Raw genomic sequence first — 23281 nt, 5'->3', positions numbered from 1 at the left:
GTTAGTCTGAGGCGAATTCTTTTTGTCGCTTCCCCCGTGAGGACCGGATGACTGCTCTGGCCCGGTTGAGCCTCGCCAACCGAAGTCTCGTCATATTGGTGGCGATCGTGTTGAGCGCGTTCGGCGCCTTCACCATTCCGCAGCTCAAGCAGCAGTTGCTGCCGTCGTTGTCGTTCCCTGGCGCGTTCGTCGTCGCGCCCTATCCCGGGGCCTCGCCTGAGATCGTCGAGGATCTGGTCACCAAGCCGATCGAGGACTCCTTCGCCGGCATCGACGGCATGGAGAAGATGACCTCGACGTCGAAGGAGGGGATGGCGCAGATCCAGGTGGCCTTCGCCTACGGCACCGACATCGACGACTCGCTGGCCAAGATGCAGCAGGCCGTCAGCCGTATTCCGCTGCCCGACGGGGTCGACCCGCAGGTGGTGGCGGGCAACACCGACGACATCCCGGTGCTGGTGCTGGCGGTGGGCGACGGCGGTGACGAGCGGCAGATGGCCGACAGGCTGCGCCGCGTCATGGTGCCGGAGCTGCAGGGCATCGAGGGGGTGCGCGAGGCCGATGTCACCGGCGCCAGGGACGAAGAGGTGGTGATCACGCCCGACGCCAAGAAGATGGCGAAGAAGGGTGTGTCGCCCGCGCAGATCCCTGAGGTGCTGAAGGCGAACGGCACGCCGGTCCCGGCCGGCACGCTGAGCGAGGACGGAAAGTCGCTGACGGTCCAGGTGGGCGAGCGGGTCGACTCGATCGAGGCGCTGAAGGACCTGTATCTGACGCCCGCGCCGCAGCAGGTTGCGCCGCAGGCCTCTCAGCAGCAGACGGCCAGGCCCACCGGCCAGTTCGCCCAGCCCGGCCGGCCGCAGGCGAACCCGGCCAGCCCGGCCACGCCTGCTGTCGCGCCGAAGCCGCCCAAGCCGGTGAAGCTGGGCGAGGTGGCGAAGGTGGAGCGGCGCAAGGCCGAGGCCACGACACTGACGCGGACCAACGGCGAGCCGAGCCTGGGCGTGTCGGTGACGATGACGCCGGACGGCAACGCGGTGAGCATCTCGCATGCCGTACGCGACAGGCTGCCGGAGCTGGGGGCGGCGCTCGGTGGCGCGGCGGTGACGGTGATCTTCGATCAGGCGCCGTACGTGGAGCGTTCGATCGAGTCGCTGACGACCGAGGGTCTGCTGGGTCTGGCGTTCGCGGTGCTGGTCATCTTGGTGTTCCTGCTGTCGGTGCGCTCGACGCTGGTGACGGCGGTGTCGATCCCGCTGTCGGTGGTGATCGCGTTGATCGCGTTGTGGGCGGGTGACTACTCGCTGAACATGCTGACGCTGGGCGCGCTGACGATCGCGGTGGGCCGGGTGGTCGACGACTCGATCGTGGTGCTGGAGAACATCAAGCGGCATCTGGGGTACGGAGAGCCGAAACGGACGGCGGTGACCGCGGCGGTGCGTGAGGTGTCGGGCGCGGTGACGGCCTCGACGCTGACGACGGTGGCGGTGTTCGCGCCGATCGCGTTCGTGGGCGGCATGGTGGGTGAGCTGTTCGCGCCGTTCGCGGTCACGGTGACGGTGGCGCTGCTGGCCTCGTTGCTGGTGTCGCTGACGGTCATCCCGGTGCTGGCCTACTGGTTCTTGAAGGCGCCGGCGCTGGAGCCTGAGGAGGCCAGGGCGGTCAGGGAGGCGGCCGAGGCCAAGGAGCTGCGCAGCCCGCTGCAGCGCATGTACCTGCCGGTGTTGCGGTTCGCCACGCGTCGCCGTCTGGTGACGGTGCTGATCGGTGTGGTGGTCTTCGCCGCGACGATGGGCCTGGCGGGCAGGCTGGAGACCAACTTCATCGACTCCTCGGGCCAGGACACGATCTCGGTGAGCCAGCGGATGCCGGTGGGCACGGATCTGGCCACGACCGACGCGGCGGCCAAGAAGGTGGAGCGGGTGCTGGCCGGGTTGGAGGGTGTGCGTTCCTACCAGGTCAACGTCGGCGGCGGCAACGCCATGATGGGCGGCACGGGCGGCGGCGCCGATCGGGTGTCGTACTCGCTGACGGCCGAGGAGGGCGCGGACACGGCGGCGCTGCAGGAGCGGCTGCGTGCCGAGCTGAAGGAGCTGTCGGGTGTGGGTGAGGTGACGGTCGGCGGGCAGGGCGGCGGCGGCTTCGCCTCCGACTCCATCGACGTGATCGTGCAGGCGCCGGACTCGCAGACGCTGGGCCGCGCGGCCGAGCAGGTGAAGGCGGCGATGGGTGAGCTGCCGCAGTTGCGTGACGTCTCCTCCAACCTGGAGGGCAGCGCGCCGCGGATCGAGGTGGCCGTCGACAGGGAGAAGGCCGCCGAGAAGGGCGTGACCGAGGCGCAGGTCGGGCAGGCGGTGGCGCAGGCCTTCCGTGGCGCGCCGCTGGGTCAGCTGACTTTGGACGGCATCGCCAGCGATCTGATCCTGCGTGGCGACGACGCGCCCGCGGATGTGGAGGAGGTCGAGGACCTCAAGGTCGGGCCGATCAAGGTGTCGCAGGTGGCGAAGGTGTCGCAGGTGGACGGGCCGACGCAGATCTCCAGGATCGACGGTGAGCGTTCGGCGACGGTGTCGGCCAAGGCGGCCGCCAGCGACCTGGGCAGCGTGACGCAGACGCTGACGGCCAAGCTCGACGCGCTGGCGCTGCCGGCGGGTGCCGCGTACACGATCGGCGGGGTGTCGGCCGATCAGGCTGACGCATTCGCCGACCTGGGGCTGGCGATGGTGGCGGCGATCGCGATCGTCTTCATGATCATGGTGGCGGCGTTCAGGAGTTTCGTGCAGCCGCTGATCCTGTTGGTGTCGGTGCCGTTCGCGGCGACGGGCGCGATCGGGCTTCTGCTGGCGACGGGGACGCCGATGGGTGTGCCCGCGCTGATCGGCATGCTGATGCTGATCGGCATCGTGGTGACGAACGCGATCGTGCTGATCGACCTGATCAACCAGTACCGCGAGCAGGGCATGGGCGTGGTGGAGGCGGTCATCGAGGGTGGCAGGCGCAGGCTGCGGCCGATCCTGATGACCGCGGTGGCCACGATCGGCGCGCTGGCGCCGATGGCGCTGGGGGTGACGGGCTCGGGCGGGTTCATCTCCCAGCCGCTGGCGATCGTGGTGATCGGCGGGCTGATCTCCTCGACGCTGCTGACGCTGGTGCTGGTGCCGACGCTGTACACGATGGTGGAGCGGACCAAGGAGCGGCTGCGTCGCACTCCGGCCGCGCCGGCGCACGCCAAGGAGAAGGTGGGCGCCCCGGCCTAGCGCCGGAGCGTGAACGATGAGGGGGGCGGTTCCTGCGGGGCCGCCCCCCCTTTCGCATGTGCGGGGGGCGGGCCCCATACACTGGGGCAACGTGACGTCCAAGCCGTTGATCCCCAATGTTCTGGCCGCCCGCTACGCCTCTGGCGAGCTGGCCCGCCTGTGGTCTCCCGAGTACAAGGTGGTCGCCGAGCGGCGGCTGTGGCTGGCGGTGTTGAGGGCGCAGGCGCAGTTGGGCGTCGCGGTGCCGCAGCAGGCGATCGACGACTACGAGAAGGTCGTCGAGCAGGTCGATCTGGCCTCCATCGCCGAGCGGGAGCGGGTCAGCAGGCACGATGTGAAGGCCCGCATCGAGGAGTTCAACGCGCTGGCCGGGCATGAGCACGTGCACAAGGGCATGACCTCGCGTGACCTGACCGAGAACGTCGAGCAGTTGCAGATCCGCGACAGCCTGCTGCTGGTGCGTGATCGGGCGGTGGCGTTGCTGGCGCGGCTGGCCTCGCTGGCCGAGGAGCACGAGGCGACGGTGATGGCGGGCCGTTCGCACAACGTGGCCGCGCAGGCCACGACGCTGGGCAAGCGTTTCGCCGGGGCGGCCGACGAGCTGCTGGTGGCTTTCGCGCGGCTGGAGGAGCTGATCGGCCGCTACCCGCTGCGCGGCATCAAGGGTCCTGTCGGCACCGCGCAGGACATGCTCGACCTGCTGGGCGGCGACCGGGCCAAGCTGGCGGCGCTGGAGGAGCAGGTGGCCGCGCACCTGGGCTTCGAGCGGCGCTTCACCAGCGTGGGGCAGGTCTATCCGCGTTCGCTGGACTTCGAGGTGGTCACGGCGCTGGTGCAGTTGGCAGCCGCGCCGAGTTCGCTGGCCAAGACGATCCGGCTGATGGCCGGGCACGAGCTGGTCACCGAGGGGTTCAAGGAGGGGCAGGTCGGCTCGTCGGCGATGCCGCACAAGATGAACACCCGCTCGTGCGAGCGGGTCAACGGCCTGACGGTGATTCTGCGCGGGTATGCGTCGATGACCGGTGAGCTGGCCGGCGATCAGTGGAACGAGGGCGACGTGTCGTGCTCGGTGGTGCGCAGGGTGGCGCTGCCGGACGCGTTCTTCGCCTTCGACGGGCTGGTGGAGACGATGCTGACGGTGCTGGCCGAGTTCGGTGCCTTCCCCGCGGTCATCTCGGCCGAGCTGGATCGCTATCTGCCGTTCCTGGGTACGACCAAGATGCTGATGGCCGCGGTGCGGGCCGGGGTGGGCCGCGAGCAGGCGCACGAGCTGATCAAGGAGCACGCGGTGGCCTCGGCGCTGGCGATGCGCTCGCAGGGGCAGGCCAACAGGCTGCTGGAGCGGCTGGGCGGCGACGAGCGTTTCCCGCTGGATGAGGCGCAGCTACAGGCGTTGCTGGCCGACAGGGTCTCCTTCACGGGCGCGGCGGCCGACCAGGTCGAGTCGGTCTCGCAGCGGGTGGGGGAGATCGTGGCCCGCTACCCGCAGGCGGCCGGCTACGCGCCCGGCGCCATCCTGTGATCGTCGAGCTGACCTCGCTGGAGCAGGTGGCGGACGCGTGCGGCGACGACGACCTGGTGGTGTGGGCGGCTCAGGATCTGCGTGGCGGCGCCAGGGCGTGGGCTGTTCGGGAGTCGTCGGGCGAGGCGGTGGTGGCCGCGGGCCCGGGGGTGTCGCTGCGTGACAGGCTGGCGGTGTGGGGGGCGCCGGCGCAGGCCGCCACGTTGGTACGGCACGCGCTGGCCGAGGTGGGCCCCGGCTTTCGCCCGCTGGGTGAGGCGGAGCTGATGCGGCGCGTGGTGGCCGAGGTCGAGCCGCTGCGGTGGGTGGCGGGCTTTTCCTGGATGAGTCTGGACCATGTGCCGGTGGGTCCCGCCGACGGGGTGTCGTGGCTGGAGGGCTCCTTCGATGAGGAGATCTCCAAGCTGCTGGCCGTCCACGCCCCCGACTCCTATGCCGCTCCCGGCAGGCCGGGGGTGACGCGGTGGGCGGGGCTGCGGGTGGAGGGCAGGCTGGCGGCCGTGGCCGCTGACGCGTGGAGCGCGCCGTCGGTCGGGTTCTTGGCGGGGGTGGCCACCGACGCCGCCCTTCGGGGCAGGGGGCTGGCCGCGCGGGTGTGCAGGTGGTTGAGCGGCAGGCTGGTGGCCGCGCACGGCAGGGCGGCGCTGATGGTCGATGACCACAACGCCGCCGCGCTGGCCGTCTACGAGCGGCTCGGCTATCGCCGGCTGCCGGTGGCGGCGACCGAGGTGGCCGTCTGAGGCTCGCCCTGGTGGCTCCTTCGGCGCTGCTGGCGGCGTTCGAACCAGACGGTGGCCAGCGGCGGCACCGAGCAGGCCAGGCCGAGCACGGTGGTGGCTCTGCTCCAGCCCTCCTGGCGGGCCAGCAGCAGCACCGCGGCGAGGTAGAGCACGAACAGGCCGCCGTGGACGGGCCCGAAGATCTTCACGCCGAGCTCGCCGGCCTGCGCGATGTATTTGACGTACATGCCGGCCAGCAGGCCGACCCAGGAGCAGGCTTCGGCGATGGCGACGGCGCGGAACAGGCGGAGCACAGGAGGCGACCCTTTCGCTGGTGTGGTGGTGCGCAGGCCAGCCTAGGGGCAGGGTGGGCCGCCAGGTCATCCGGGCCGCCTGCAGGGAGGCCTGCCGGGCGGCCCGGCTGCTCTGGGCGGCGGGGGAGAAAACCGGGTGAGGTTCCGGGACCGCTCAGGCACAGTTGAACGAATGATGTCCGGTTTTGTTCCTGGTCTTGAGCTGAGCCGCGCCTACTACGCCGACGTGGTGGCGCCGCTCGTCGCCGATATCCCGCACAGTGCCGCCCTGATCGGTCCCGGCTCGGAGGTGCTGGCCTTCGACACCCAGCGCAGCGCCGACCACGACTGGGGTCCTCGCGTGCTGCTGTTCGTGCCGCCCGGCGCCGCCGCCGAGGCCGAGGCGGCGGTCGAGGCGGGACTTCCCTCCTTCTTTCGCGGCTATCCGACCGTGTTCGCCCAGCACGGCCAGGTGCGTCACGGGGTGCGGGTGGCCGAGCTGGGCGGCTGGCTCAGCTCACGGCTGGGCTTCGACCCGCGGGGGCCGATCACGCCGCTGGACTGGTTGTCGGCGCCGTGGCAGGCGCTGGCCGAGGTGACGTGCGGGGAGGTCTTCCACGACGGGCTGGAGGAGCTGAACCGGGTGCGGGCGGCGCTGCGCTGGTATCCCGACGACCTGTGGCGGTACGTGCTGGCCTGCCAGTGGCAGCGCATCGGGCAGGAGGAGTCCTTTCCCGGCCGGTGCGCCGAGGTGGGCGACGAGCTCGGCTCGGCGACGCTGGGCGGGCGGCTGGTCAGGGAGGTGATGCGGCTGGCGCTGCTGCAACGGCGACGCTATCCCCCCTACGCCAAGTGGCTCGGCAGCGCGCTGGCTCGCCTGCCGGGCGCCGCCGAGCTCGGCGAGGCCCTGGGGGCGGCGCTGGCCGCCCGCACTTGGCGGGATCGGGAGGCGGCTCTCAGCGCCGCCTACGAGCGGCTGGCCGCCGTGCACAACAGGATCGCGCTCACCGGCCCCGTCGAGACGTCGGTGCGGCCCTTCCATGACCGGCCCTTCCAGGTGATCGACGGCGGACGCCTGGCCGAGGCGCTGCTGGAGTCCATCGGCGACCCGCAGGTGCGGGCGCTTGCGCTGTGCGGCAGCGTCGACCAGATGTGCGACAGCGTCGAGATCCTCACCCATCCGGCCCGCGCCAGAGCGGTGACCGCCGCCGTGCTCACCCTTCAGCCGGCAGCCGCCTGAGCCGGTCGGCCAGCTGCCTCAGGTGTTCGCGCCAGGCCGAGGCGGCCAGCTCACGTCCTGCGGCGGAGGTTCCGCTGTGGGTCAGGACCAGGCGTGCGCCCTGCCCGGTGCCCTGGCCCAGCTCCCAGGCCACTGTGCCGTCGGGGGTGTAGTAGAGGAGTCTGCGCTCGGGCTCGACCTCGGCGACGTTGCCCGCGGGGATGGGCTCGCAGGTGAAGCCGGCCGGGACCGGGCCGTCGGCGCGCACCTGCAGGCCCGCCGTCAGCTCCCGCCACACCAGTTCGGCGCTCCTGGTCAGCTGGCGTTCCAGGCGCACCGAGTCGGGGCCGAACTCCGGCTCGTCGAGCCCGAACTCGTTGACGAAGGCGTCGTGCAGTTCGGCGGTGTCCTCCGCCTCGGGGGCGGGCTGGCCGGCCAGTTCGGCGGCCAGGATCCGCAGGCAGGTGTGCCAGCCCGCGGCGAAGCTGGCCGCGCCCGCCCTGTCGTCGAAGGTGTGGGCCAGCGTCAGCGCCCCTGGGCGCACCTGCCAGCGCAGGTGGTCGCCCTCCCAGGTGTAGGCCAGCAGGCGGGGCGGCTCGAAGTCGGTGACCATCCCGATCATGGCGCGCTCGCCTGCGCCGAAGTCGAAGACCACCTTGCCGCCCGGCATGGGGTCGTCGATGCGCAGGTCGGCGGGGAACCAGCGGGCCAGCACGGCGCGGTCGGTCAGGGCCCGCCACACCGCGTGCATGGGGTGCGGCAGCGGGCGTTCCATCCGCAGGACGCTGCGGCCCAGATCGCTGTCCAGGGACTGGATGTTCATGCAGGGCCTATACCCGCCGCCGGCGGCGGGCAGCCGCGAACCGCTCGCCGTCGACCGTGAGGACCTCAGGTCCGCGCGCGTTCGCCTCACCGTGGTGGCATGTCAGCCCGCCGCCGTTGCCGGCCCGGTGGTTGCGGTGAGGAGCACCAGCATCGGCAGGGCCAGGTTGTTGACGGTGTGGACGGCCACGGCGGGCCAGATCGACCCGCTGCGGCGCATCATCTCGGCGACCATGGACCCCATATCTCGGCGCGTGTTGTGGCGGCGGTCGACTCGGCCGTCGTCGTCGCGCTCTGCCCGGTGACGGGCGCGTTGGCGGTGCCGCGGCTCGGCCTGCGGCTCCGGCGGCCGGGGGGAGGGGTGAGGGCGCCCACGAAACCGGAACACACGAGTCGGGAGCACACGGAGAAGACGCGGGGACGGCTGCGCACGCTCAATCTCGTCATGTTCCTACCCCTGCTCGCCGCCGTGGGGGCGCTGGTGGTGGTGATCGACGCCCGTACCTGGTGGCAGGCCTTGGTCCTGGGGCTGGGCGTGGTGGCGGTCTTGGTGGTCTTCGTCCGGCGGGCGGCGCGCGACATCTCCCGCGTCGCGCTTCCGTGCCTCATCGCCGCAGCGGCCGTAGGGGCCTCGGGGTGCTGGTGGTCGACGGCAGGTCGGCCTTCTACAGCATCTCGATCGTGGGCCCCCTCGTCATCGCCCAGCTGCTCGGTCATCAAGACCCTGCACGCGGGCGGGCGATGGATCGACCCGGATGTCTCCGCCCTCGCCGTCATCGACGACTGCCCGCTCACCGACCGCGAGATCGACGTGCTGCGGGTGACCGGCGAAGGCTGCTCGGTCGCCGGCATCGCCGCCCGGAGGGTTTCAGCGCGACAGCAGCGGCAGCAGCACCTCGTCCACGATCTCCACGATCACCTCGTCGGCGATCGGCACGCCGTGCGAGAGGAACTGGTGGCGCAGCATCGCCTGCCCCACCTCCAGCCGGCGCGGCGTCACCGCCGAGGCTTCGATCTCGCCCCGCTCGACGGCCCTGCGTGCCACCTCGCCCATCGCCTGCCTGCTGCTGCCGTGCGACAGGCGGCGCAGCTCGGCCATTCTGGAGGCGTCCGACAGCACCTCCGACAGCAGCCCGCGCAGCGCCTCCCCCGCGGGCCCGGCCAGCAGCTCGGCCTGGCTGCGCAGCAGCGTCAGCAGGTCGCCGCGCAGGCTGCCGGTCTGCGCGGGGCAGGCAGGGTCGGGCATCGCGTGGTAGACGGCCTCCATCGCCAGCTCCATGCGGTTGGGCCAGCGCCGATACAGCGACGCCTTGCCCGTCCTTGCTCGTTCGGCGACCCGCTCCATGGTCATCCTGGCGTAGCCGACCTCGGCCAGCTCGGCCAGCACGGCCTCGAAGATGGCGGCGTTGAGCGCCTCGCCTCTGCGCCTGGGCTGCTTGCGGTGGTCGGTCACCATGCCTGGATCCTCACCATGCCCTGATCTTAGGAAGCGGGCGCGGCTGCGGTGGAGCCGTCCACGTCACCGGCCGGCCGGTGCGCGGTTCCTGCTCGGAGCTCCTGCGAGGCTGTCACGAAAGTCATGCGGGCTCCTGCACATGCGCGGTGGTGCGCAACGGGCGGGCGGGCAGGACGAGCGCCAGCGCGAACGCCACCCCGAGCAGCGGCGCCATCAGGGCGAACACCAGCGGCATCGCCTCGCCGAGCGCCGCGCTCTGCGAGGGTGCGCTCTCCAGCCGCCAGGTGATCAGCGTGCCGGCCACCGCGACCCCGGCCGAGGCGCCGATCTGGCGCAGGAAGGTGACAGCGGAGGTCGCCGCGCCCAGGTCGGCGTAGCCGACGGCGTTCTGCGCGGCCAGCACCATCACCTGCATGACCAGCCCGACGCCGAGCCCTGTCACCGCCATCGCCGCGCTGAGCGCGGCCACGGCCGCGCCCGGCCTCAGTGCGCCGGTCCCGAGCCCTGCCGACAGCACGGCCAGCAGCGCCAGTCCCGCGGCCGCCATCGCGGTTCCCGCGATCGGGTAGGGCCGGTAGCGGCCGGTCCTGGTGATGAGGCGGCCGGAGACGACGGTGGTGGCCAGCACGCCGGCCATGAGCGCGGTCACCACCAGGCCGGCATGCGCGGCTGCGGCGCCGAGCGCGATCTGCAGGAAGGAGGGCAGGTAGGTGAGGGTGCCGAACAGGGCGAAGCCGATCAGGAAGCTGATGGCCACCGGGACGGAGAAGGCGCGGTCGCGAAACAGCCGTAGCGGCAGGACCGGGTCGGCGGCCCTGGTGGCGGAGACGAGCCAGGCGGCGGCTGCGGCCAGGGCGAGCAGCAGCCAGGCGGGCTGGCGGGTCTGGCCGAGCAGGACGACGCCGATCACCGCGGCCGCCAGCGTGAGGGTTCCGGCGTAGTCGAGGGGCGGGCGCGAGGCGGGTGAGGGGCGCGGCAGGTGGAGGGTGAGGGTGAGCAGCACGAAGGCCAGCAGGCCGAGCGGCGGATAGATGACGAAGATCCACCGCCAGGTCAGGTGGTCGACGAACAACCCGCCGAGCAGGGGCCCGCCGACGGCCGCCACCACGTAGGCGGCGCCGATGAAGCCGAGGTAGCGGCCGCGTTCGCGGGGGCTGACGATCTCACCGATGACGGCCTGCGCGCCGATCATGAGGCCGCCGCCGCCCACGCCCTGCAGCGCCCGGAAGACGACCAGTTGCGGCATGGAGGCGGCCAGTGAGCACAACAGCGCTCCGGCGACGAACAGCCCGATCGCCGCCTGCATGACGGCTTTGCGGCCGAACCTGTCGCCGAGCCTGCCGTAGACGGGCATGACGACGGTGGCGGCTACCAGGTAGGCGGTGACGACGGCGGGCATCTGCGCCAGGTCGCCGAGGTCGGCGGCGATGGCCGGCAGCGCGGGCGTCATGATCGTCTGGTCGAGCGCGCCGAGCAGCATGGCCACCAGCAGGCCCGGCAGGACGGCGGTGACCGATCCGCGCACGACGCCCCCTTGAGAAGACGGTTCGTTCTCTAAGGAACGTACGCCCCAGCTATTGGATACGCAACGTTCTCTAAGCGGGCCACGCTCACGCCCCTTCCCGCCGGTCTGCGTTGGCCTCGATCGCCTCACTCAGATACGCCGCCAGGCCCGACGCCGCGGACTCCAACGTCTCGGTGAAACGGGCGTCGCCGACGTACAACTCGCCCAGGCAGCGATGGATGGCGGGCGTGCACTCGTAGAACCAGCGGCTGATGTGCTCGCGATGCCGTTCGGCCAGCTCCATCACCGCCTCGCCGCCTGCGGGAAGGCCCGCCTTCATCGCCGCCACCAGCTCCTCGGTGATCAGCGCCGCCTCATCGCGCAGCCGCAGCCAGTCGTCCTTGGTGTAGGAGGCGACCCGGCGGCGGCTTTCGGCGTACTCCCGCGTGCCGCCCCAGCGCCGCTGCGCCTCCGCCTCGTACCGCTCGGGACGGAAGCCGCCGAACACCTCGAAGCGCTCCTCAGGCGTGAGCGTGATGTTCATCGTCCGCGCCTCCATCGCGACCTCCACCGCCGCCACCATGTCCCGTAGCCGGTCGGCGCGCGCCATGAGCAGCTCGCGCTGGCGGCGCAGGTGCGTCATCTCGTCACTGCCGGGGTCGTCCAGGATCGCGGTGATCTCCTCCAGCCCGAACCCGAGCTCCCTGTAGAACAGCACCTGCTGCAGCCGCTCCAGGTCGGCGTCGGTGTAACGCCGGTAGCCCGCCTGGGTGCGCTCGGAGGGCGACAGCAGGCCGATCTCGTCGTAGTGGTGCAGCGTCCGCACCGTCACCCCCGCCAGCCGCGCCACCCGCCCCACCGTCAAACTCATCCCTCCAGCATGAACCCTCACCCACCGTGAGGGTCAACCGGTTGGACTCTCCTGCCGAGGGAGAGCCCATCCTTGAGACATGGACCTCCTGCCAATCGGGCAGTTCGCCCGTCTCAGCAGGCTCAGCGTCAAACAGCTGCGCCACTACGCCGACCTGGGCCTGCTGCCGCCCGCCCACGTCGACGACGACACCGGCTACCGCTACTACCACCCCTCCCAGGCCCGCCAGGCCATGTCGATCGGGTTGCTGCGGTCACTGGACGTGCCGCTCGCGGTCATCGCGCAGGTCCTGTCGGGTACGGCAGGCGCGCTCGGCCAGGTCCGCGACGACCTGGACAGCGAACTGCGCCGCCGCCGCCGCACCCTGGCCGCCCTGGAGAAGGTCATGGCCGACGGGCTGCCGTCGGCCCAGGTCCGCATGGTCGAGGAGAGCGCCCGCCTGGTGGCGGTGACGAGCGAACAGGCCGCCGACGACCTGGACGTGGGCCGCGCCACCTCCGCGTGCGTGGCCAGGCTCCTGGCCGCCCGTCTCCAGCACGCCCATCTCCAGCAGGCCGCGCCCCGCCTGATCGGACTGTTCCCCGTCGACCTGAACGAACCCCTCACCGTCGAGGTGGCCCTGGAAAGCGACGCGCCCGTCACCGGCACCACCAGCCGCCTCCTGCCGGGAGGCCGCTTCGCCCAGGCCACCCACATCGGTCCCTACGACCAGATCTCCCTGACCGCGCACGCCCTGCTGTCGTGGTGCGCCGAACGCAACCACCCCGTGCACGGCCCGCTCAGGGAGGTCTACGCCAGCGACCCGGCCACCACCCCCGCAGACCAGCTCATCACCCATCTGCAGATCCCCCTGGAGGAAGACCAGTGATCACCACCTACGGGCCCGTCACCGCGCTGACCGTCTCAGGACTCGGCGAACCCGGCGGCGGCGAGCACACCTCGGCCATCACCGCGCTCTACACCGTCGCCGCCGCCATGAACGTCCCCTTCGGCCCGCTGGAAGGCCGCTGGTGGGTGGAGGACGAGCGGCCCGCGCTTCAGGTGCCGCGCGAGCAGTGGCGCTGGCACCTGCACCTGCCGCTGCCCGCCGTACCGGCCGACGGGCAGATGGAGCGCGCGAGGGAGGCGGCGCGCCCCTCGGGCGCCGCCGTCGACCGGGTGCAGGTCGTCACCTTCACCGAGGGCGAGTGCGTCGAAGCGCTGCACGAGGGCCCCCACAGCGACGAGCACCTCACGCTGGCGGCGATGCAGGACTACATGGACGCCCACGATCTGGTGGTCAACGGCCTGCACCACGAGGTGTACCTGTCGGACCTGGGCGAGAGCGACCCCGCCACGATGCGCACCGTGCTGCGCCAGCCGGTCAGGAGCGCGGCGACCGCCCCGTGATCGACCCGTGATCGCCTCAGGCCGCGCGGCGGTAGAGGGGACGGCCGCCGTACCGTCCCCCACCGGGGCCCGCCCCGGGGTTCAGTGGCGCTCGGCGAACAGCCGCGCGACGAGCTCGCCCCTGCTGGAGACGCCCGCCTTGCCGAAGACGGCCTTGAGATAGCCGCGGACGGTGTGCGGAGACAGGAACAACGCCGCGGCGATCTCGGCGGTGGGCAGCCCTCGAGCGACCAGGTGGGCGATCTCAAGCTCGCGCGGTGTCAGACCGTAGGCCTGGGCCACGATGAACGCCACCTCGACCCGAGCCGTGGGCTCGATGACGAGCGCCACCGGACCCGGCCTGCCACCGGGGCCGCTGAGACATGAGGCGTGGCAGGTCAACCACTGACCGTCGACGGTGCGGATACGGACCCTGGCGCTGCCCCGATCGCGGCCCTGCTCGATCGCCCTGGCCTGCATGGCCGCGCCGACCACCCAGATGGGCAGCCGCAGCCCCAGCGCCGACGGGACGGACGGGCCCTGCGGCAGCAGCGCCAGATGGCCGCGCGCCTCCTCGTTGATGGACGTGGCCTCGCCGTGCTCGTCGAACAACAGCAGCCCGGGCGCCGGCGCGCGTGCCGCGCCACCCGAACCGGACGGACGAGCGAACCGGCGCAGCCGCTCGGCCAGCGGCCCGGACAGAGCGGCGAGCAACGCGATCTCCTCCTGGCCGAACGCCGAGCCAGGCCGCATGCGGAACAGGCTGACCACACCCCACGGCCGCTCGCCGATCCGCAGCACCGCGCGCAACTCGTCATCGACGCCCTGGGCCCCGAGCAGACGGCGAAAGCGTGCGCTGCGCGCGGGCAGATCGCCGGTGGCCGCGCGCAGACCGGCCGCGGGGACGGCGGCGCGGGCCAGATCCCTGAAGGCGAGCACGTTCTCCTCCAGGAGCTCGCTCTCCCAGTAGGCGGCACAGCCTTCACCTGAGCCGAGGTTGTTGACCAGCATGGGCGCGGTGACCAGGCCGCTTTCGGGGTCGGTGGCCGTCCACACGGCCGCGTCGTAGGGAACGAGCCGCCGCAGCCTGTCGGAGACGCGGCTGAACAGCTCCAGCGCGTCACCGGCGCGCTCGGCGGCCGACATCACCTCGGCCTGACGGAGCCGATCACTCATCGAGCCTCCTGCCTGTGGTCCGGACCCCCGGTGAGCCTGCCCCATGTTCCCGCTCCGGGCCAACCCCTCGTTTGAGGGGGATCGACGCCCGCCGCTCACCCGCCCGAGGGGATGGAGAGCGGCTCCGGCCGCCGTGATGCTTCCAAGCCCAGGACAGGCCACGAAGGGAAAGACATGGACATCGCGATAGTCGGAGCGGGCGCCGCCACGGTCGCGCTGCTGGACACACTGGCCGCCACCGCCGCACAGCCCGGCGACCTCACCGTGTTCGAGCCGTCGGCGCACCCGTGGCGAGGCCGCCCGTACGGCCCCGACCTGGACACGGTGCTGGTCAACGCTCCACCCGCCCTCATGTCGATCCGTCACCATGACAGGGGGCACTACGCGGCCTGGCTGGGCGAGCGCGCTCCCGCCCACCTCGACGGCCTGCTGGGACAGCCGCTCGTTCCCCGCGCGCTCTACGGCCACTACCTGCGGCACACCGCCGAGACGGCACTGGCCGCCCTGCGCGAGCGCGGCTGGCACGTACGCGTGCACGCCGCCCGCGTCACCGCGATGGCCGCCTCCGCAGACCGGCTGAGGTTGCGCGCCGAGGACGGGCACGTGCACCAAGCCGACCACGTGGCGCTGTGCGTGGGCGCGGGAACACCTCACGACCACTACGGCCTCGGCGCGGCCCCCGGCTTCGTGGCCGATCCGTACCCGCTGGCCCGCACACTGGAGCAGGTCCCTGCCGAGAGCAGCGTGGCGGTCATCGGCAGCGGCCTGACCGCGGTCGACGTCGTCGTCTCGCTCGCCGCGCGCGGGCACACCGGGCCGATCAGGCTGGTCTCGCGCAGCGGCCTGCTGCCGCACGTCTGGCAGCGCCCCCTCGATCACCGGCCACGGCACCTGACCGCCGAACGCGTGAGGGCGCTGCACCGCGAGAACGGCGCCGTCACCCTGGACGACCTCATCCAGTTGCTGCGCGCCGAACTGGACCAGGCCGGGGAGGACTTCGACGACTTCGCGGCCGACCTGCTCGCCGCCAGCACCGAGGAGCCCGGACGGAGGCTGCGACGCCAGCTGGCCGCCGTCGACGATCCCGCGATCGGCCGCCGCGTCCTGCAGGAGACGGCGCACGCCCTCGGCCCCTACGCCTGGCGGCTGCTGCCCGAGCCCGACCGCGGGCGACTGCGGCGTCACTTCCGGCTGGCCACCAGCCTCGCCTCGCCCATGGTGCCGGTCAACGCGCGCGTCCTGATGGAGTTGCTGGAGCGCGGGCAGCTCACCGTGGCCGCGGGCGTCCGCGAGATCCAAGCCGCGCACGGCCGCTTCCGGCTGCGCTGCGACGACGGCACGCAGAGCGCGGACGTCGTCGTCAATGCCGTCAATCCCTCCCCGCAGGCCGTGCCGCACGCGGCCGCGCAGCTGGTCGCCTCCCTGCTGGCCGAAGACCTGGCGGCACCGCATCCAGCCGGGGGACTGGTCCCGGCCGATCCACGCCTGCATGTGGTCGGGGACCTCGCAGGGGGCGGCCCGTTCATCACCTCCGGCATCCTGGGCGTCGCCGCCCAAGCCGCCGGGGCCGCCCAGGCGGTGCTCACCGCGCGAGCCGGCTGACCGAGCCGCCGCCCCGTCGTCCCCGCCGCGCGGGCCAAGCGCGCAGCGCGGGTACGGCGCACAGCCTCTCCGGTCGGCCGCGCGCCCTGGGCCGGCCGCGCGAGACGGCAGGCCCAGGGCGCGCGGCCCCGGCGCGGCGTGGCCAGGAGGCCGGTGGCTGCCCGAGGGCCGGAAGCCGTCGCGGCCCCCGCCGGCGTCGGGGCGGCGTTGCCTGGCCGACTTCGGTGCCGCTAGGGTGCTTGATGTGACTGCCGGGTCGGCCTGCTTGGGCCACGAGCGAGTGAGGGTCCCGGCCACGGCGTGAGCGCCGGGCGGGCCAGAGGTCCGCCTTCGCTGTCCGCTCCGCCTGTGGGCCACCGTTCCGCGCCGACGCGCGACATCCCCCTCTGCACGGCGCCGCCGTACACCACCCGCCGGGTCAGCCCCGCCGGGCGTCAGGGCGCGCCGTCCCCTCCCCGCCGCACCACGGTCCTGCCGTGGTGACGTCGTCATGCTCACCGCATCCCGAAGAAGAAAGCAGAGAATGCCGAACGAGTTCAACCAGCAGGTCATCGAGGAGTTCCGGGCCAACGAAGGGCGGGTCGGCGGATACTTCGAAGGAGCCAGACTGCTCCTGCTGACCACCACCGGAGCGCGCTCGGGCCGCCCGCACACCACCCCGCTCGGATACCTGCCCGACGGCGACCGCGTCCTGGTCATCGGCTCGGCCGGAGGCGCGGCCCAGCACCCGGCCTGGTTCCACAACGTGGTGGCCAACCCGCGCGTCCAGGTCGAGACCGGCGTCTTCACCTACGACGCGCACGCCGTCGTCCTGGAGGGACAAGAGCGCGACCGCCTGTTCGCCCGCGCGGTCGAGGCCGACCCCGGATGGGCCGACTACCAGGCCAAGACCACCCGCCTCCTGCCGGTCGTGGCGCTGAAGGAGATCCCGAGCGGGCCGCCCAACATCAAGGCCGGCTCCTTCGGCGAGGCGCTCAGACTCATCCACAACACCTTCAGGCGGGAGCTGGCCCTGATCCGCAAGGAGATCACCGAGTCGGGCGCCGGACTGGGCGCCCAGCTGCGGGTGAACTGCCTGACGTTCTGCCAGGGACTGCACGTCCACCACACCCACGAGGACCAGGGAATGTTCCCCGCCCTGGCCGCCCGCCACCCCGAGCTCGCCCCGACCATCGAGCGGCTGGGGGAGGAGCACCACACCGTCGCCGCGCTGATCGAGGAACTGCAGCAGGTCGTCTCCGCCGCCGACGCCGACCCCGCCCAGGTGCTGGCCGAGGTCGACCGGCTCATCGACGCGCTGGAGAGCCACCTGAGCTACGAGGAGGAGCAGCTGATCCCCATCCTCGACGCGTAGGAGCCCGTCCGGGGGCGCGTGGTCATGCGGTGGAGGGCATGGCGAGGGAGCGCGCCCCCGGGGGTGGGGGAACAGGGCGGGCGAGCAGCGCCGACCGGGCTGCAGCGCCTCCTTCGGACAACTCAACCGTCACAAGACTCCTTCGCTCCTTCTGGCGCCTGTCCCCGCGTCTGCGATGCCGCGATGATCGTGCACGGTCTGGCGCTGCCGGCAGCGCAACTGGTCAAGTAGGGGCAGACCGCGTAGGCCGGAACAGGCTGGGACGAGGTCCGGGAAAGACGGGCGCACGATTGAGGAGGGCCATGGACGATCGGCAGCAACGGCAGCAGGCGAGCCCTGAGGTGCAGGCGCGTATCAGGGCCAGTTTCGAACGTCAGGGACTGATGCGCCATCTCGGCGCACGCATCGTGCACATCGCTCCAGGATGCGTGCACATCGTGCTCCCCAGCCGGCCCGAGGTCACCCAGCAGCACGGCTACATCCATGCGGGAGCCACCAGCGCCATCGCCGACAGCGCGGGCGGCTATGCGGGGTTCACCCTCTTTCCCGAGAACACCACGGTGCTCACAGTGGAGTACAAGATCAATCTTCTGCGGCCTGCCGTAGGCGATCACATCGAGGCCGTGGGAACGGTTCTGAAATCCGGGCGGACACTGACCGTGTGCCAACTGGAGGTGTTCGGCGTCCAGGAGGGGCACCGGACGCTCGTCGCGACGGGCCAGCAGACGCTGATGTGCCTGAATGAAAGAGCTGAACAGCCGGGCGAGCACCCCTGAAGCCGCCTCTCCAGCAGGGCTTGACGGCGGCTTCGTGCCCGATGCCAGGATGACTGGTCCCGCGTACCCGGTGCCGAGGTTTCGGGGCGCCGGGTACGGGGGCTCGGGCAAGGCAAGCGTCGCTGTCAGCCGGCGGCTTGGGCTCGCGCCCGCTGTCGGCCTGGCCCCTTCCCGCCGTCCGCGCGGCGTGTTGCGGCCGGGAGTTGTCGGAGCCACCGGAACCGTGCCGCGCGGGGGGCTGAAACGCTGGAGCGCGGGGCCTGAGCATGGGCGGTGGAGCGAAGGGTGTGCGGGGAGCGAAGCGTCGCAGGAGTCAGGGGAGGGCGAGGACGCGGGGGCCGTCGTCGGTCACGGCGACCGTGTGCTCGGAGTGGGCGGCCCTGGCGCCGCTGACGCTGTGCAGCCTCCAGCCGTCTGGCGCCACCCGGTAACGGCCGTCGCCGCCCGCCACGAACATCGGCTCGATCGCCGGCACCATCCCGTGCCGCAACACCATCCCGCGCCCCGGCCTGCCACGGTTGGGGACGGCGGGGTCCTCGTGCATCCGCCGGCCGATGCCGTGCCCGCCGAAGTCGGGCGGCGTGCCGTATCCGGCGCCGCCGGCCACCTGGCCGATCGCGTGGCCGATGTCGCCGATCCTGTTGCCCGGCACCGCCGCGGCGACGCCCGCCGCCAGGGCGCGCTCGCTCGCCTCGATCAGCGCCACGTCGTCGGGGCGGGGCGTCCCGACGACGACGGAGACGGCGGCGTCGGCGGCGTCGGCGGCCCACCCGTCGAGCCAGGCGCCGCAGTCGACGCTGAGCAGGTCGCCCTCGCGCAGCCGGTAGCCGTCGGGGATGCCGTGCACGATCGCGTCGTTGACCGACGCGCAGATCACCGCGGCGAAGGAGGTGGGCGCGAAATCGGGATGGCAGTGCAGGAACGCGGGCCTGGCGCCCACCTCGTCGATGACGTCCGCGGCCACCGCGTCCAGCTCGGTCAGGCGCACGCCGACCGCGGCGTGTTCGCTCACCGCCTTCAGGGCGCGGGCCACGACCCTGCCCGCCTCTCGCATCGCGGCCAGCTCGTTGTCGGTCTTGATCTCCACTATGTCGATAACTATACCGGTATTTCTATACCGCTTGATAGGATGGGTCCATGGTGCGACCCCCTTTGACCCCAGACGAGCGCGAGCGCGGCGAACGGCTCGGCCATCTCCTCCGGCAGGCACGCGGCGAACGCAGCATCGTGGAGGTGGCCGCCGCGGCGGGGATGTCCGCCGAAACGCTCCGCAAGATCGAGACCGGCCGCATCCCCACGCCCGCCTTCTTCACCATCGCCGCCCTGGCCGAGGTGCTCGACGTCTCCCTCGACCAGATCGCGCTCCACCTGACGCCCGCCGTACGAACCTGACACCGGCCGCCCGCGCCGACTGAAGCGCCTCATCTGTGGAAGGGGAGAGGAGGGCAAGCCGGCGAAAGGAGCGACCATGGGGCCACTGACAGGCAGAACCGCGCTGGTGACGGGCGGCTCACGCGGCATCGGAAGGGCCATCGTGCAACGCCTGGCCGCCGACGGCGCCTCGGTCGTCTTCACCTACGCCTCGGCGGAGGCCGCCGCCCGGCGCGTGGCCGCCGAGATCGACCTCGAGGTCGGCGCCCTGCGCGGCTCGGCCGACGGCGGCGCCTGGCCCGTACGCCTCGACCTGACCGACCTCGACGACATCCAGCGGCTGTTCGCCACCGCCTTCACCACCGCCCACGAGCGCTTCCCCGAACCCGGCCTCGACATCCTGGTCAACAACGCCGCCATCGCCGCCGACCGCCCCATCTCCGAGGTCACCGAGGCCGACTACGACCACGCCATGGCCGTCAACGCCAAAGGCGTCTTCTTCACCATCCAGCACGCCCTGCCCCACCTGCGAGACGGCGCCAGGATCATCAACCTGTCGACCGTCAGCACCACCTGGCCCAGCCCGGGCGAGGCCCTCTACACCGCGAGCAAAGCCGCCGTCGAGCAGTTCAGCAGGGTCGCGGCCAAGGAACTGGCAGGACGCGGCATCACCGTCAACACCATCTCACCCGGCCCCACCGACACCGACCTGCTGCGCGAGGCGACCACCGAACAGCAACGCCAGGCCGTGGCCACCATGACCCCCCTGGGCAGGCTCGGCACCCCCGCCGACGTCGCGGCCGTCGTCGCCTTCCTCGCCGGACCCGACAGCGGCTGGGTGACAGGCCAGAACATCCACGTCGACGGCGGGCTCATCTGAGCGCTCCCAGCCGCTACTGCGGCGACAACGCCAGCCGCAGCCCGAAGGCCACCAGCACCGTGCCCGTCACCCTGTCGATCACCCTGCGCGCCACCGGCCGCTCCAGCCACGACCTCGCCGCCCCCGCCCCGAAGATCAGCAACGTGAACCAGGCCAGACCCTCCACGTTGTGCACCAGCGCCAGCAGCAACCCGCCCACCAGCGGCGGCGCCTCCTGCGGCAGGAACTGCGGCAGCAACGCCACGTAGAACACGCCGATCTTGGGATTGAGCAGGTTCGTCAGCGCGCCCCTCGCCCACGCCGAGACCAGCCCGCCACCCTCCCGTACGGCAGGCTCGGCCACCCCCTGCGCCGGCCGCCGAGCCTTCACGATCATCGACACCCCGAACCACACCAGGTAGGCCGCACCCGCGTAACGCAAAGCGGTGAAGGCCACCTGCGAAGCGGTCAGCAACGCCGACAACCCCGCCGCCGCGGCCGCCCCCCACACCAGCACCCCGGTGTTGACCCCCAGCGCCGTCGCGAAAGCCACCCGCCTGCCCCGCGTCAACGCCGCCCGCAACACCAGCGCCGTGTCGAGCCCCGGCACGATCGTGACCAACCCCGCAACCACCGCGAACGACCACAAAGCCGAAGTCATGCCGTCCATCATCGCCGATCAGGAGGCTTCAGCAACGGATGGGAGCGCATCGCCACCTCCAGCTCACCGGGCAGCTCATCGCGATAACGCCCCAACGTCGCCAGATCACTGTGCCCCAGCACCCGCCGCACCGCGTCCATGTCCACCGCGTCGGCCAGCAGATGCGTCGCCGTCGTGTGCCGCAGACCATGCGGCGTCACCGAACGCCGCTGCGCAGGATCGACCTGCCGCTGCACCCTGTCGATCACCGCCTGCACATCACCGCGCGCCAACCGCCGCCCCCGCCACGACAACAGCAACGCCTTGTCGGCCGTCTCCGGACGCCCCCCGGCCAGATACGCCTCCAACGCCTGCGCCACCACCCCCGGCAACGGCACATCACGCGTCTTGCCGCCCTTGCCGAAGATCCGCCAGTAACGCACCCCGTCGTTGGTGTAGAAATCCTCCACATTGGCCCGCACCAGCTCCGACACCCGCGGACCCACCGTCGACAACAACAACACGATCAACGCGTCACGCGACTCCGTACGCTGGTCACTACGCGGCCTGCGCCGCCCCTTCGCCACCGGCGCCGCAACCGCGGGCTCGGCCCCCAACTCCCTGGCCGCGCCGATCAGCCCCTGCGCCTGCTCCCGCGTCAACGCCCGCCGCTCGGCCCGCAGCCCGCCCCGCTCCCTGGCCGTCACCGTCGCCATCGCCATCGGATTGATCTGCACCCAACCCGCCAGCGTCGCGTGCTTGAACAGCGCCGAGATCGACCGCCTGAACCGCGCCTGCGAAGAGGCGCTCTGCAACCCGACCGTCGGCTCGGCCCTGCGCCCGTCAGGCTTACGCGCGAACGCCAGCAAAATCGCATCCACGTCCTCGCCCGTCAGATCGTCGAGCACCGCCCCCTCACCGGCCAGCGCCACCAACGTCGCCACATCCCGCGCGTAGACCTCCGCCGTCGACAACGACAACGCCCCCGTCAACGTCTTGGCACGCACCAACTCCACATAACGGTCAGCCGCCTCCCGCACCGTCAGCCTGTTGAGCTCCGCAGGCCGCATGCCCCTCCTCGCCTAGAACATCAGCGCAAAGACCGTACCGAGCGGCACCGACAAAAACGCGAGGAGCCCCACGACCAGCCCCGATAACCTTGATGACCATGTCACACATCGCCATGGTCAGCATTCCGGCACCCGGCCACGTCAACCCGAGCCTGGAGGTCATCGCCGAACTGGTGCGCCGCGGCCATCGCGTCACCTACGCCAACGACCCCTCCTACCACGACGTCATCACCTCCGCCGGAGCCGAACCCAAGCCCTACACCTCCACCCTGCCCACCCACGACGACCCCGACGGCTGGCCCGACGACACCATCGCCCAACTCGACGTCTTCCTGCGCGACAACCAGGCCATGACCCCCCAGCTCCGCCAGGCCTACCACGACGACCGGCCCGACCTGTTCCTCTACGACATCGGCGCCGCACCGGCCCGCGTCCTGGCCACCCAGTGGAACATCCCGATCATCCAGCTCTCACCCACCTACGTCGCATGGGACGGCTACGAAAGCGACATGGCCCCCCTCATCGAGCAACTGCGCTCCACCCCCGAAGGCGCCGACCACTACCGCCGCGCCCAGCAATGGCTCGACGACGAAGGCATCGACGCCACCCACGAGAACTTCGTCGGCCGCCCCGACAACTGCCTCGTCCTCATCCCGCGCGCCCTGCAACCCCACGCCGACCGCGTCGACGCCGCCCACTACACCTTCATCGGCCCCTGCACAGGCCCCCGCACCCAGCAAGGCACCTGGCAGCGCCCCCACGACGCCGACCACGTCATCCTGGTCTCGCTCGGCTCCGCCTTCACCAACCAGCCGGCCTTCTACCGCGAATGCCTCCAAGCCTTCGGCGACCTGCCCGGCTGGCACCTCGTCCTGCAGATCGGCAAACACGTCGACCCCGCAGACCTCGGCCCCGTCCCCGCCACCGCCGAGATCCACACCTGGGTGCCCCAGCTCGACATCCTGCGCCAGGCCGACGCCTTCGTCACCCACGCCGGCATGGGCGGCGCCGCCGAAGGACTCGTCTGCGCCGTCCCCATGATCGCCGTACCCCAGGCCGTCGACCAGTTCTCCAACGCCGACCGCCTCACCGAACTCGGCGTCGCCCGCCGCCTCGACACCGACCAGGCCACCGCCACCGCCCTGCGCCAAGCCCTGCTCGACCTCACCGGCGACCCCCACGTCACCGAACGCCTCGCCGCCATCCAACGCCAACTCCAGGCCGAAGGCGGCACCAAGCGCGCAGCCGACCTCATCGAGGCCGCCCTGCACTGAGGCCGCCCTGCACTGAGGCCGCCCTGCACTGAGGCCGCCCTGCACTGAGCCGGCCGCACCCGGCAAAGCGCCGCCCCACAGACGGCAGAGCCCCGCCACCCCCCAACGGCAGGGGAGCGGCGGGGCAG

At 71.8% G+C, this 23281-nt stretch carries 22 protein-coding genes and 1 pseudogene; 13 read left to right on the top strand and 10 right to left on the bottom strand.

Annotation, left to right across the window (positions count from 1 at the left end; genetic code table 11):
• Positions 1-47: 47 nt before the first annotated feature.
• From FHR33_RS04180 to FHR33_RS52430, 3 genes are all read left to right on the top strand, one after another.
• Positions 48-3257: an efflux RND transporter permease subunit gene (locus tag FHR33_RS04180; protein ID WP_183643731.1), complete on the top strand. Its 3210-nt coding sequence runs from the start codon at positions 48-50 to the stop codon at positions 3255-3257.
• A 91-nt stretch (positions 3258-3348) separates the two neighbouring features.
• Complete coding sequence (purB, locus tag FHR33_RS04175; protein WP_183643728.1) at positions 3349-4779, top strand: adenylosuccinate lyase; 1431 nt, start codon at positions 3349-3351, stop codon at positions 4777-4779.
• Complete coding sequence (locus FHR33_RS52430; protein WP_183643725.1) at positions 4776-5519, top strand: GNAT family N-acetyltransferase; 744 nt, start codon at positions 4776-4778, stop codon at positions 5517-5519. The genes purB and FHR33_RS52430 overlap by 4 nt, the downstream gene beginning before the upstream one ends.
• Here the strand turns inward: FHR33_RS52430 and FHR33_RS04165 are convergent.
• Complete coding sequence (locus tag FHR33_RS04165) at positions 5477-5812, bottom strand: DUF3817 domain-containing protein (RefSeq protein ID WP_183643722.1); 336 nt, start codon at positions 5810-5812, stop codon at positions 5477-5479. The two genes, FHR33_RS52430 and FHR33_RS04165, sit on opposite strands and share 43 nt — an antisense overlap.
• Positions 5813-5984: 172 nt before the next feature.
• Here FHR33_RS04165 and FHR33_RS04160 point away from each other — a divergent pair, with 172 nt between their 5' ends.
• Positions 5985-7031, top strand: coding sequence for a DUF4037 domain-containing protein (locus FHR33_RS04160; protein ID WP_221240922.1), 1047 nt, complete (start codon positions 5985-5987; stop codon positions 7029-7031).
• On the opposite strand, the gene FHR33_RS04155 is transcribed toward FHR33_RS04160, so the two are convergent.
• Together FHR33_RS04155 and FHR33_RS04150 are read right to left on the bottom strand one after the other, a co-directional pair.
• Complete coding sequence (locus FHR33_RS04155; protein WP_183643719.1) at positions 7006-7833, bottom strand: SRPBCC domain-containing protein; 828 nt, start codon at positions 7831-7833, stop codon at positions 7006-7008. The two genes, FHR33_RS04160 and FHR33_RS04155, sit on opposite strands and share 26 nt — an antisense overlap.
• Positions 7834-7935: 102 nt before the next feature.
• Positions 7936-8076, bottom strand: coding sequence for a hypothetical protein (locus FHR33_RS04150; protein ID WP_246451656.1), 141 nt, complete (start codon positions 8074-8076; stop codon positions 7936-7938).
• Positions 8077-8544: 468 nt separating this feature from the next.
• On the opposite strand from FHR33_RS04150, the pseudogene FHR33_RS52425 reads away from it, so the two are divergent.
• Positions 8545-8701 (top strand): annotated as a pseudogene (locus tag FHR33_RS52425) (DNA-binding response regulator); the annotation flags it as partial.
• On the opposite strand, the gene FHR33_RS04140 reads toward FHR33_RS52425, so the two are convergent.
• From FHR33_RS04140 to FHR33_RS04130, 3 genes are all read right to left on the bottom strand, one after another.
• Entirely contained in the window at positions 8701-9288 is a 588-nt protein-coding gene (locus FHR33_RS04140; RefSeq protein WP_183643716.1) for a TetR/AcrR family transcriptional regulator, read from the bottom strand. The pseudogene FHR33_RS52425 and the gene FHR33_RS04140 sit on opposite strands and share 1 nt — an antisense overlap.
• A 121-nt stretch (positions 9289-9409) precedes the next feature.
• Complete coding sequence (locus FHR33_RS04135) at positions 9410-10813, bottom strand: MFS transporter (protein WP_312895357.1); 1404 nt, start codon at positions 10811-10813, stop codon at positions 9410-9412.
• Between the two features lie 85 nt (positions 10814-10898).
• Positions 10899-11663: a MerR family transcriptional regulator gene (locus FHR33_RS04130; protein WP_183643713.1), complete on the bottom strand. Its 765-nt coding sequence runs from the start codon at positions 11661-11663 to the stop codon at positions 10899-10901.
• A gap of 79 nt (positions 11664-11742) precedes the next feature.
• Here FHR33_RS04130 and FHR33_RS04125 point away from each other — a divergent pair, with 79 nt between their 5' ends.
• Together FHR33_RS04125 and FHR33_RS52420 are read left to right on the top strand one after the other, a co-directional pair.
• Positions 11743-12531 carry a MerR family transcriptional regulator gene (locus tag FHR33_RS04125; protein WP_183643710.1) on the top strand — a complete coding sequence of 263 codons (789 nt, stop codon included), beginning with the start codon at positions 11743-11745 and terminating at the stop codon, positions 12529-12531.
• Positions 12528-13052 carry a GyrI-like domain-containing protein gene (locus tag FHR33_RS52420; protein ID WP_183643706.1) on the top strand — a complete coding sequence of 175 codons (525 nt, stop codon included), beginning with the start codon at positions 12528-12530 and terminating at the stop codon, positions 13050-13052. Before FHR33_RS04125 ends, FHR33_RS52420 begins: the two co-directional genes overlap by 4 nt.
• Before the next feature lie 81 nt (positions 13053-13133).
• On the opposite strand, the gene FHR33_RS04115 is transcribed toward FHR33_RS52420, so the two are convergent.
• Positions 13134-14207, bottom strand: a complete 1074-nt coding sequence (locus FHR33_RS04115; RefSeq protein ID WP_183643703.1) for a helix-turn-helix transcriptional regulator — start codon at positions 14205-14207, stop codon at positions 13134-13136.
• A gap of 174 nt (positions 14208-14381) precedes the next feature.
• Between FHR33_RS04115 and FHR33_RS04110 the strand changes: the two genes are divergently transcribed.
• From FHR33_RS04110 to FHR33_RS04100, 3 genes are all read left to right on the top strand, one after another.
• Positions 14382-15809, top strand: a complete 1428-nt coding sequence (locus FHR33_RS04110; RefSeq protein WP_183643700.1) for an FAD/NAD(P)-binding protein — start codon at positions 14382-14384, stop codon at positions 15807-15809.
• Positions 15810-16332: 523 nt separating this feature from the next.
• Entirely contained in the window at positions 16333-17163 is an 831-nt protein-coding gene (locus tag FHR33_RS04105; RefSeq protein WP_183643697.1) for a nitroreductase/quinone reductase family protein, read from the top strand.
• Positions 17164-17465: 302 nt separating this feature from the next.
• Entirely contained in the window at positions 17466-17939 is a 474-nt protein-coding gene (locus FHR33_RS04100; RefSeq protein ID WP_183643694.1) for a PaaI family thioesterase, read from the top strand.
• Between the two features lie 313 nt (positions 17940-18252).
• Here FHR33_RS04100 and map read toward each other — a convergent pair whose 3' ends face one another.
• The gene (gene map, locus FHR33_RS04095) at positions 18253-19026 is read right to left on the bottom strand and encodes a type I methionyl aminopeptidase (RefSeq protein WP_312895356.1); all 774 of its coding nucleotides are present in this window, start codon (positions 19024-19026) and stop codon (positions 18253-18255) included.
• Positions 19027-19076: 50 nt separating this feature from the next.
• Here map and FHR33_RS04090 point away from each other — a divergent pair, with 50 nt between their 5' ends.
• Together FHR33_RS04090 and FHR33_RS04085 are read left to right on the top strand one after the other, a co-directional pair.
• Positions 19077-19331: a helix-turn-helix domain-containing protein gene (locus FHR33_RS04090; RefSeq protein WP_183643691.1), complete on the top strand. Its 255-nt coding sequence runs from the start codon at positions 19077-19079 to the stop codon at positions 19329-19331.
• A gap of 76 nt (positions 19332-19407) precedes the next feature.
• Complete coding sequence (locus FHR33_RS04085) at positions 19408-20190, top strand: SDR family NAD(P)-dependent oxidoreductase (RefSeq protein ID WP_183643688.1); 783 nt, start codon at positions 19408-19410, stop codon at positions 20188-20190.
• A gap of 13 nt (positions 20191-20203) precedes the next feature.
• On the opposite strand, the gene FHR33_RS04080 is transcribed toward FHR33_RS04085, so the two are convergent.
• The gene (locus tag FHR33_RS04080) at positions 20204-20830 is read right to left on the bottom strand and encodes a LysE family translocator (protein WP_183643685.1); all 627 of its coding nucleotides are present in this window, start codon (positions 20828-20830) and stop codon (positions 20204-20206) included.
• Positions 20831-20838: 8 nt separating this feature from the next.
• Positions 20839-21879, bottom strand: coding sequence for a tyrosine-type recombinase/integrase (locus FHR33_RS04075; protein ID WP_183643682.1), 1041 nt, complete (start codon positions 21877-21879; stop codon positions 20839-20841).
• A 98-nt stretch (positions 21880-21977) separates the two neighbouring features.
• Between FHR33_RS04075 and FHR33_RS04070 the strand changes: the two genes are divergently transcribed.
• Entirely contained in the window at positions 21978-23153 is a 1176-nt protein-coding gene (locus FHR33_RS04070) for a macrolide family glycosyltransferase (protein ID WP_183643679.1), read from the top strand.
• The last annotated feature ends 128 nt before the right edge of the window (positions 23154-23281 follow it).

Source organism: Nonomuraea dietziae, assembly GCF_014195505.1.
Classification (GTDB): Bacteria; Actinomycetota; Actinomycetes; order Streptosporangiales; family Streptosporangiaceae; genus Nonomuraea; species Nonomuraea roseola.
Note: the sequence above shows the minus strand (reverse complement) of the source record. Positions and strands in the feature narration are given on the sequence as shown.

What these genes read in the sequence shown, in the direction of transcription:
- FHR33_RS04090 (WP_183643691.1), top strand. Translation starts at nt 19,077, where the DNA reads ATGGTGCGACCCCCTTTGACCCCAGACGAGCGCGAGCGCGGCGAACGG.
- FHR33_RS04125 (WP_183643710.1), top strand. Translation starts at nt 11,743, where the DNA reads ATGGACCTCCTGCCAATCGGGCAGTTCGCCCGTCTCAGCAGGCTCAGC.
- FHR33_RS04080 (WP_183643685.1), bottom strand. Translation starts at nt 20,830, where the DNA reads ATGACTTCGGCTTTGTGGTCGTTCGCGGTGGTTGCGGGGTTGGTCACG.
- FHR33_RS04160 (WP_221240922.1), top strand. Translation starts at nt 5,985, where the DNA reads ATGATGTCCGGTTTTGTTCCTGGTCTTGAGCTGAGCCGCGCCTACTAC.
- FHR33_RS04110 (WP_183643700.1), top strand. Translation starts at nt 14,382, where the DNA reads ATGGACATCGCGATAGTCGGAGCGGGCGCCGCCACGGTCGCGCTGCTG.
- FHR33_RS04075 (WP_183643682.1), bottom strand. Translation starts at nt 21,879, where the DNA reads ATGCGGCCTGCGGAGCTCAACAGGCTGACGGTGCGGGAGGCGGCTGAC.
- FHR33_RS04070 (WP_183643679.1), top strand. Translation starts at nt 21,978, where the DNA reads ATGTCACACATCGCCATGGTCAGCATTCCGGCACCCGGCCACGTCAAC.
- FHR33_RS04105 (WP_183643697.1), top strand. Translation starts at nt 16,333, where the DNA reads ATGCCGAACGAGTTCAACCAGCAGGTCATCGAGGAGTTCCGGGCCAAC.
- FHR33_RS04155 (WP_183643719.1), bottom strand. Translation starts at nt 7,833, where the DNA reads ATGAACATCCAGTCCCTGGACAGCGATCTGGGCCGCAGCGTCCTGCGG.
- FHR33_RS04100 (WP_183643694.1), top strand. Translation starts at nt 17,466, where the DNA reads ATGGACGATCGGCAGCAACGGCAGCAGGCGAGCCCTGAGGTGCAGGCG.
- FHR33_RS04085 (WP_183643688.1), top strand. Translation starts at nt 19,408, where the DNA reads ATGGGGCCACTGACAGGCAGAACCGCGCTGGTGACGGGCGGCTCACGC.
- FHR33_RS04150 (WP_246451656.1), bottom strand. Translation starts at nt 8,076, where the DNA reads ATGGGGTCCATGGTCGCCGAGATGATGCGCCGCAGCGGGTCGATCTGG.
- FHR33_RS04180 (WP_183643731.1), top strand. Translation starts at nt 48, where the DNA reads ATGACTGCTCTGGCCCGGTTGAGCCTCGCCAACCGAAGTCTCGTCATA.
- FHR33_RS04130 (WP_183643713.1), bottom strand. Translation starts at nt 11,663, where the DNA reads ATGAGTTTGACGGTGGGGCGGGTGGCGCGGCTGGCGGGGGTGACGGTG.
- FHR33_RS04115 (WP_183643703.1), bottom strand. Translation starts at nt 14,207, where the DNA reads ATGAGTGATCGGCTCCGTCAGGCCGAGGTGATGTCGGCCGCCGAGCGC.
- FHR33_RS04140 (WP_183643716.1), bottom strand. Translation starts at nt 9,288, where the DNA reads ATGGTGACCGACCACCGCAAGCAGCCCAGGCGCAGAGGCGAGGCGCTC.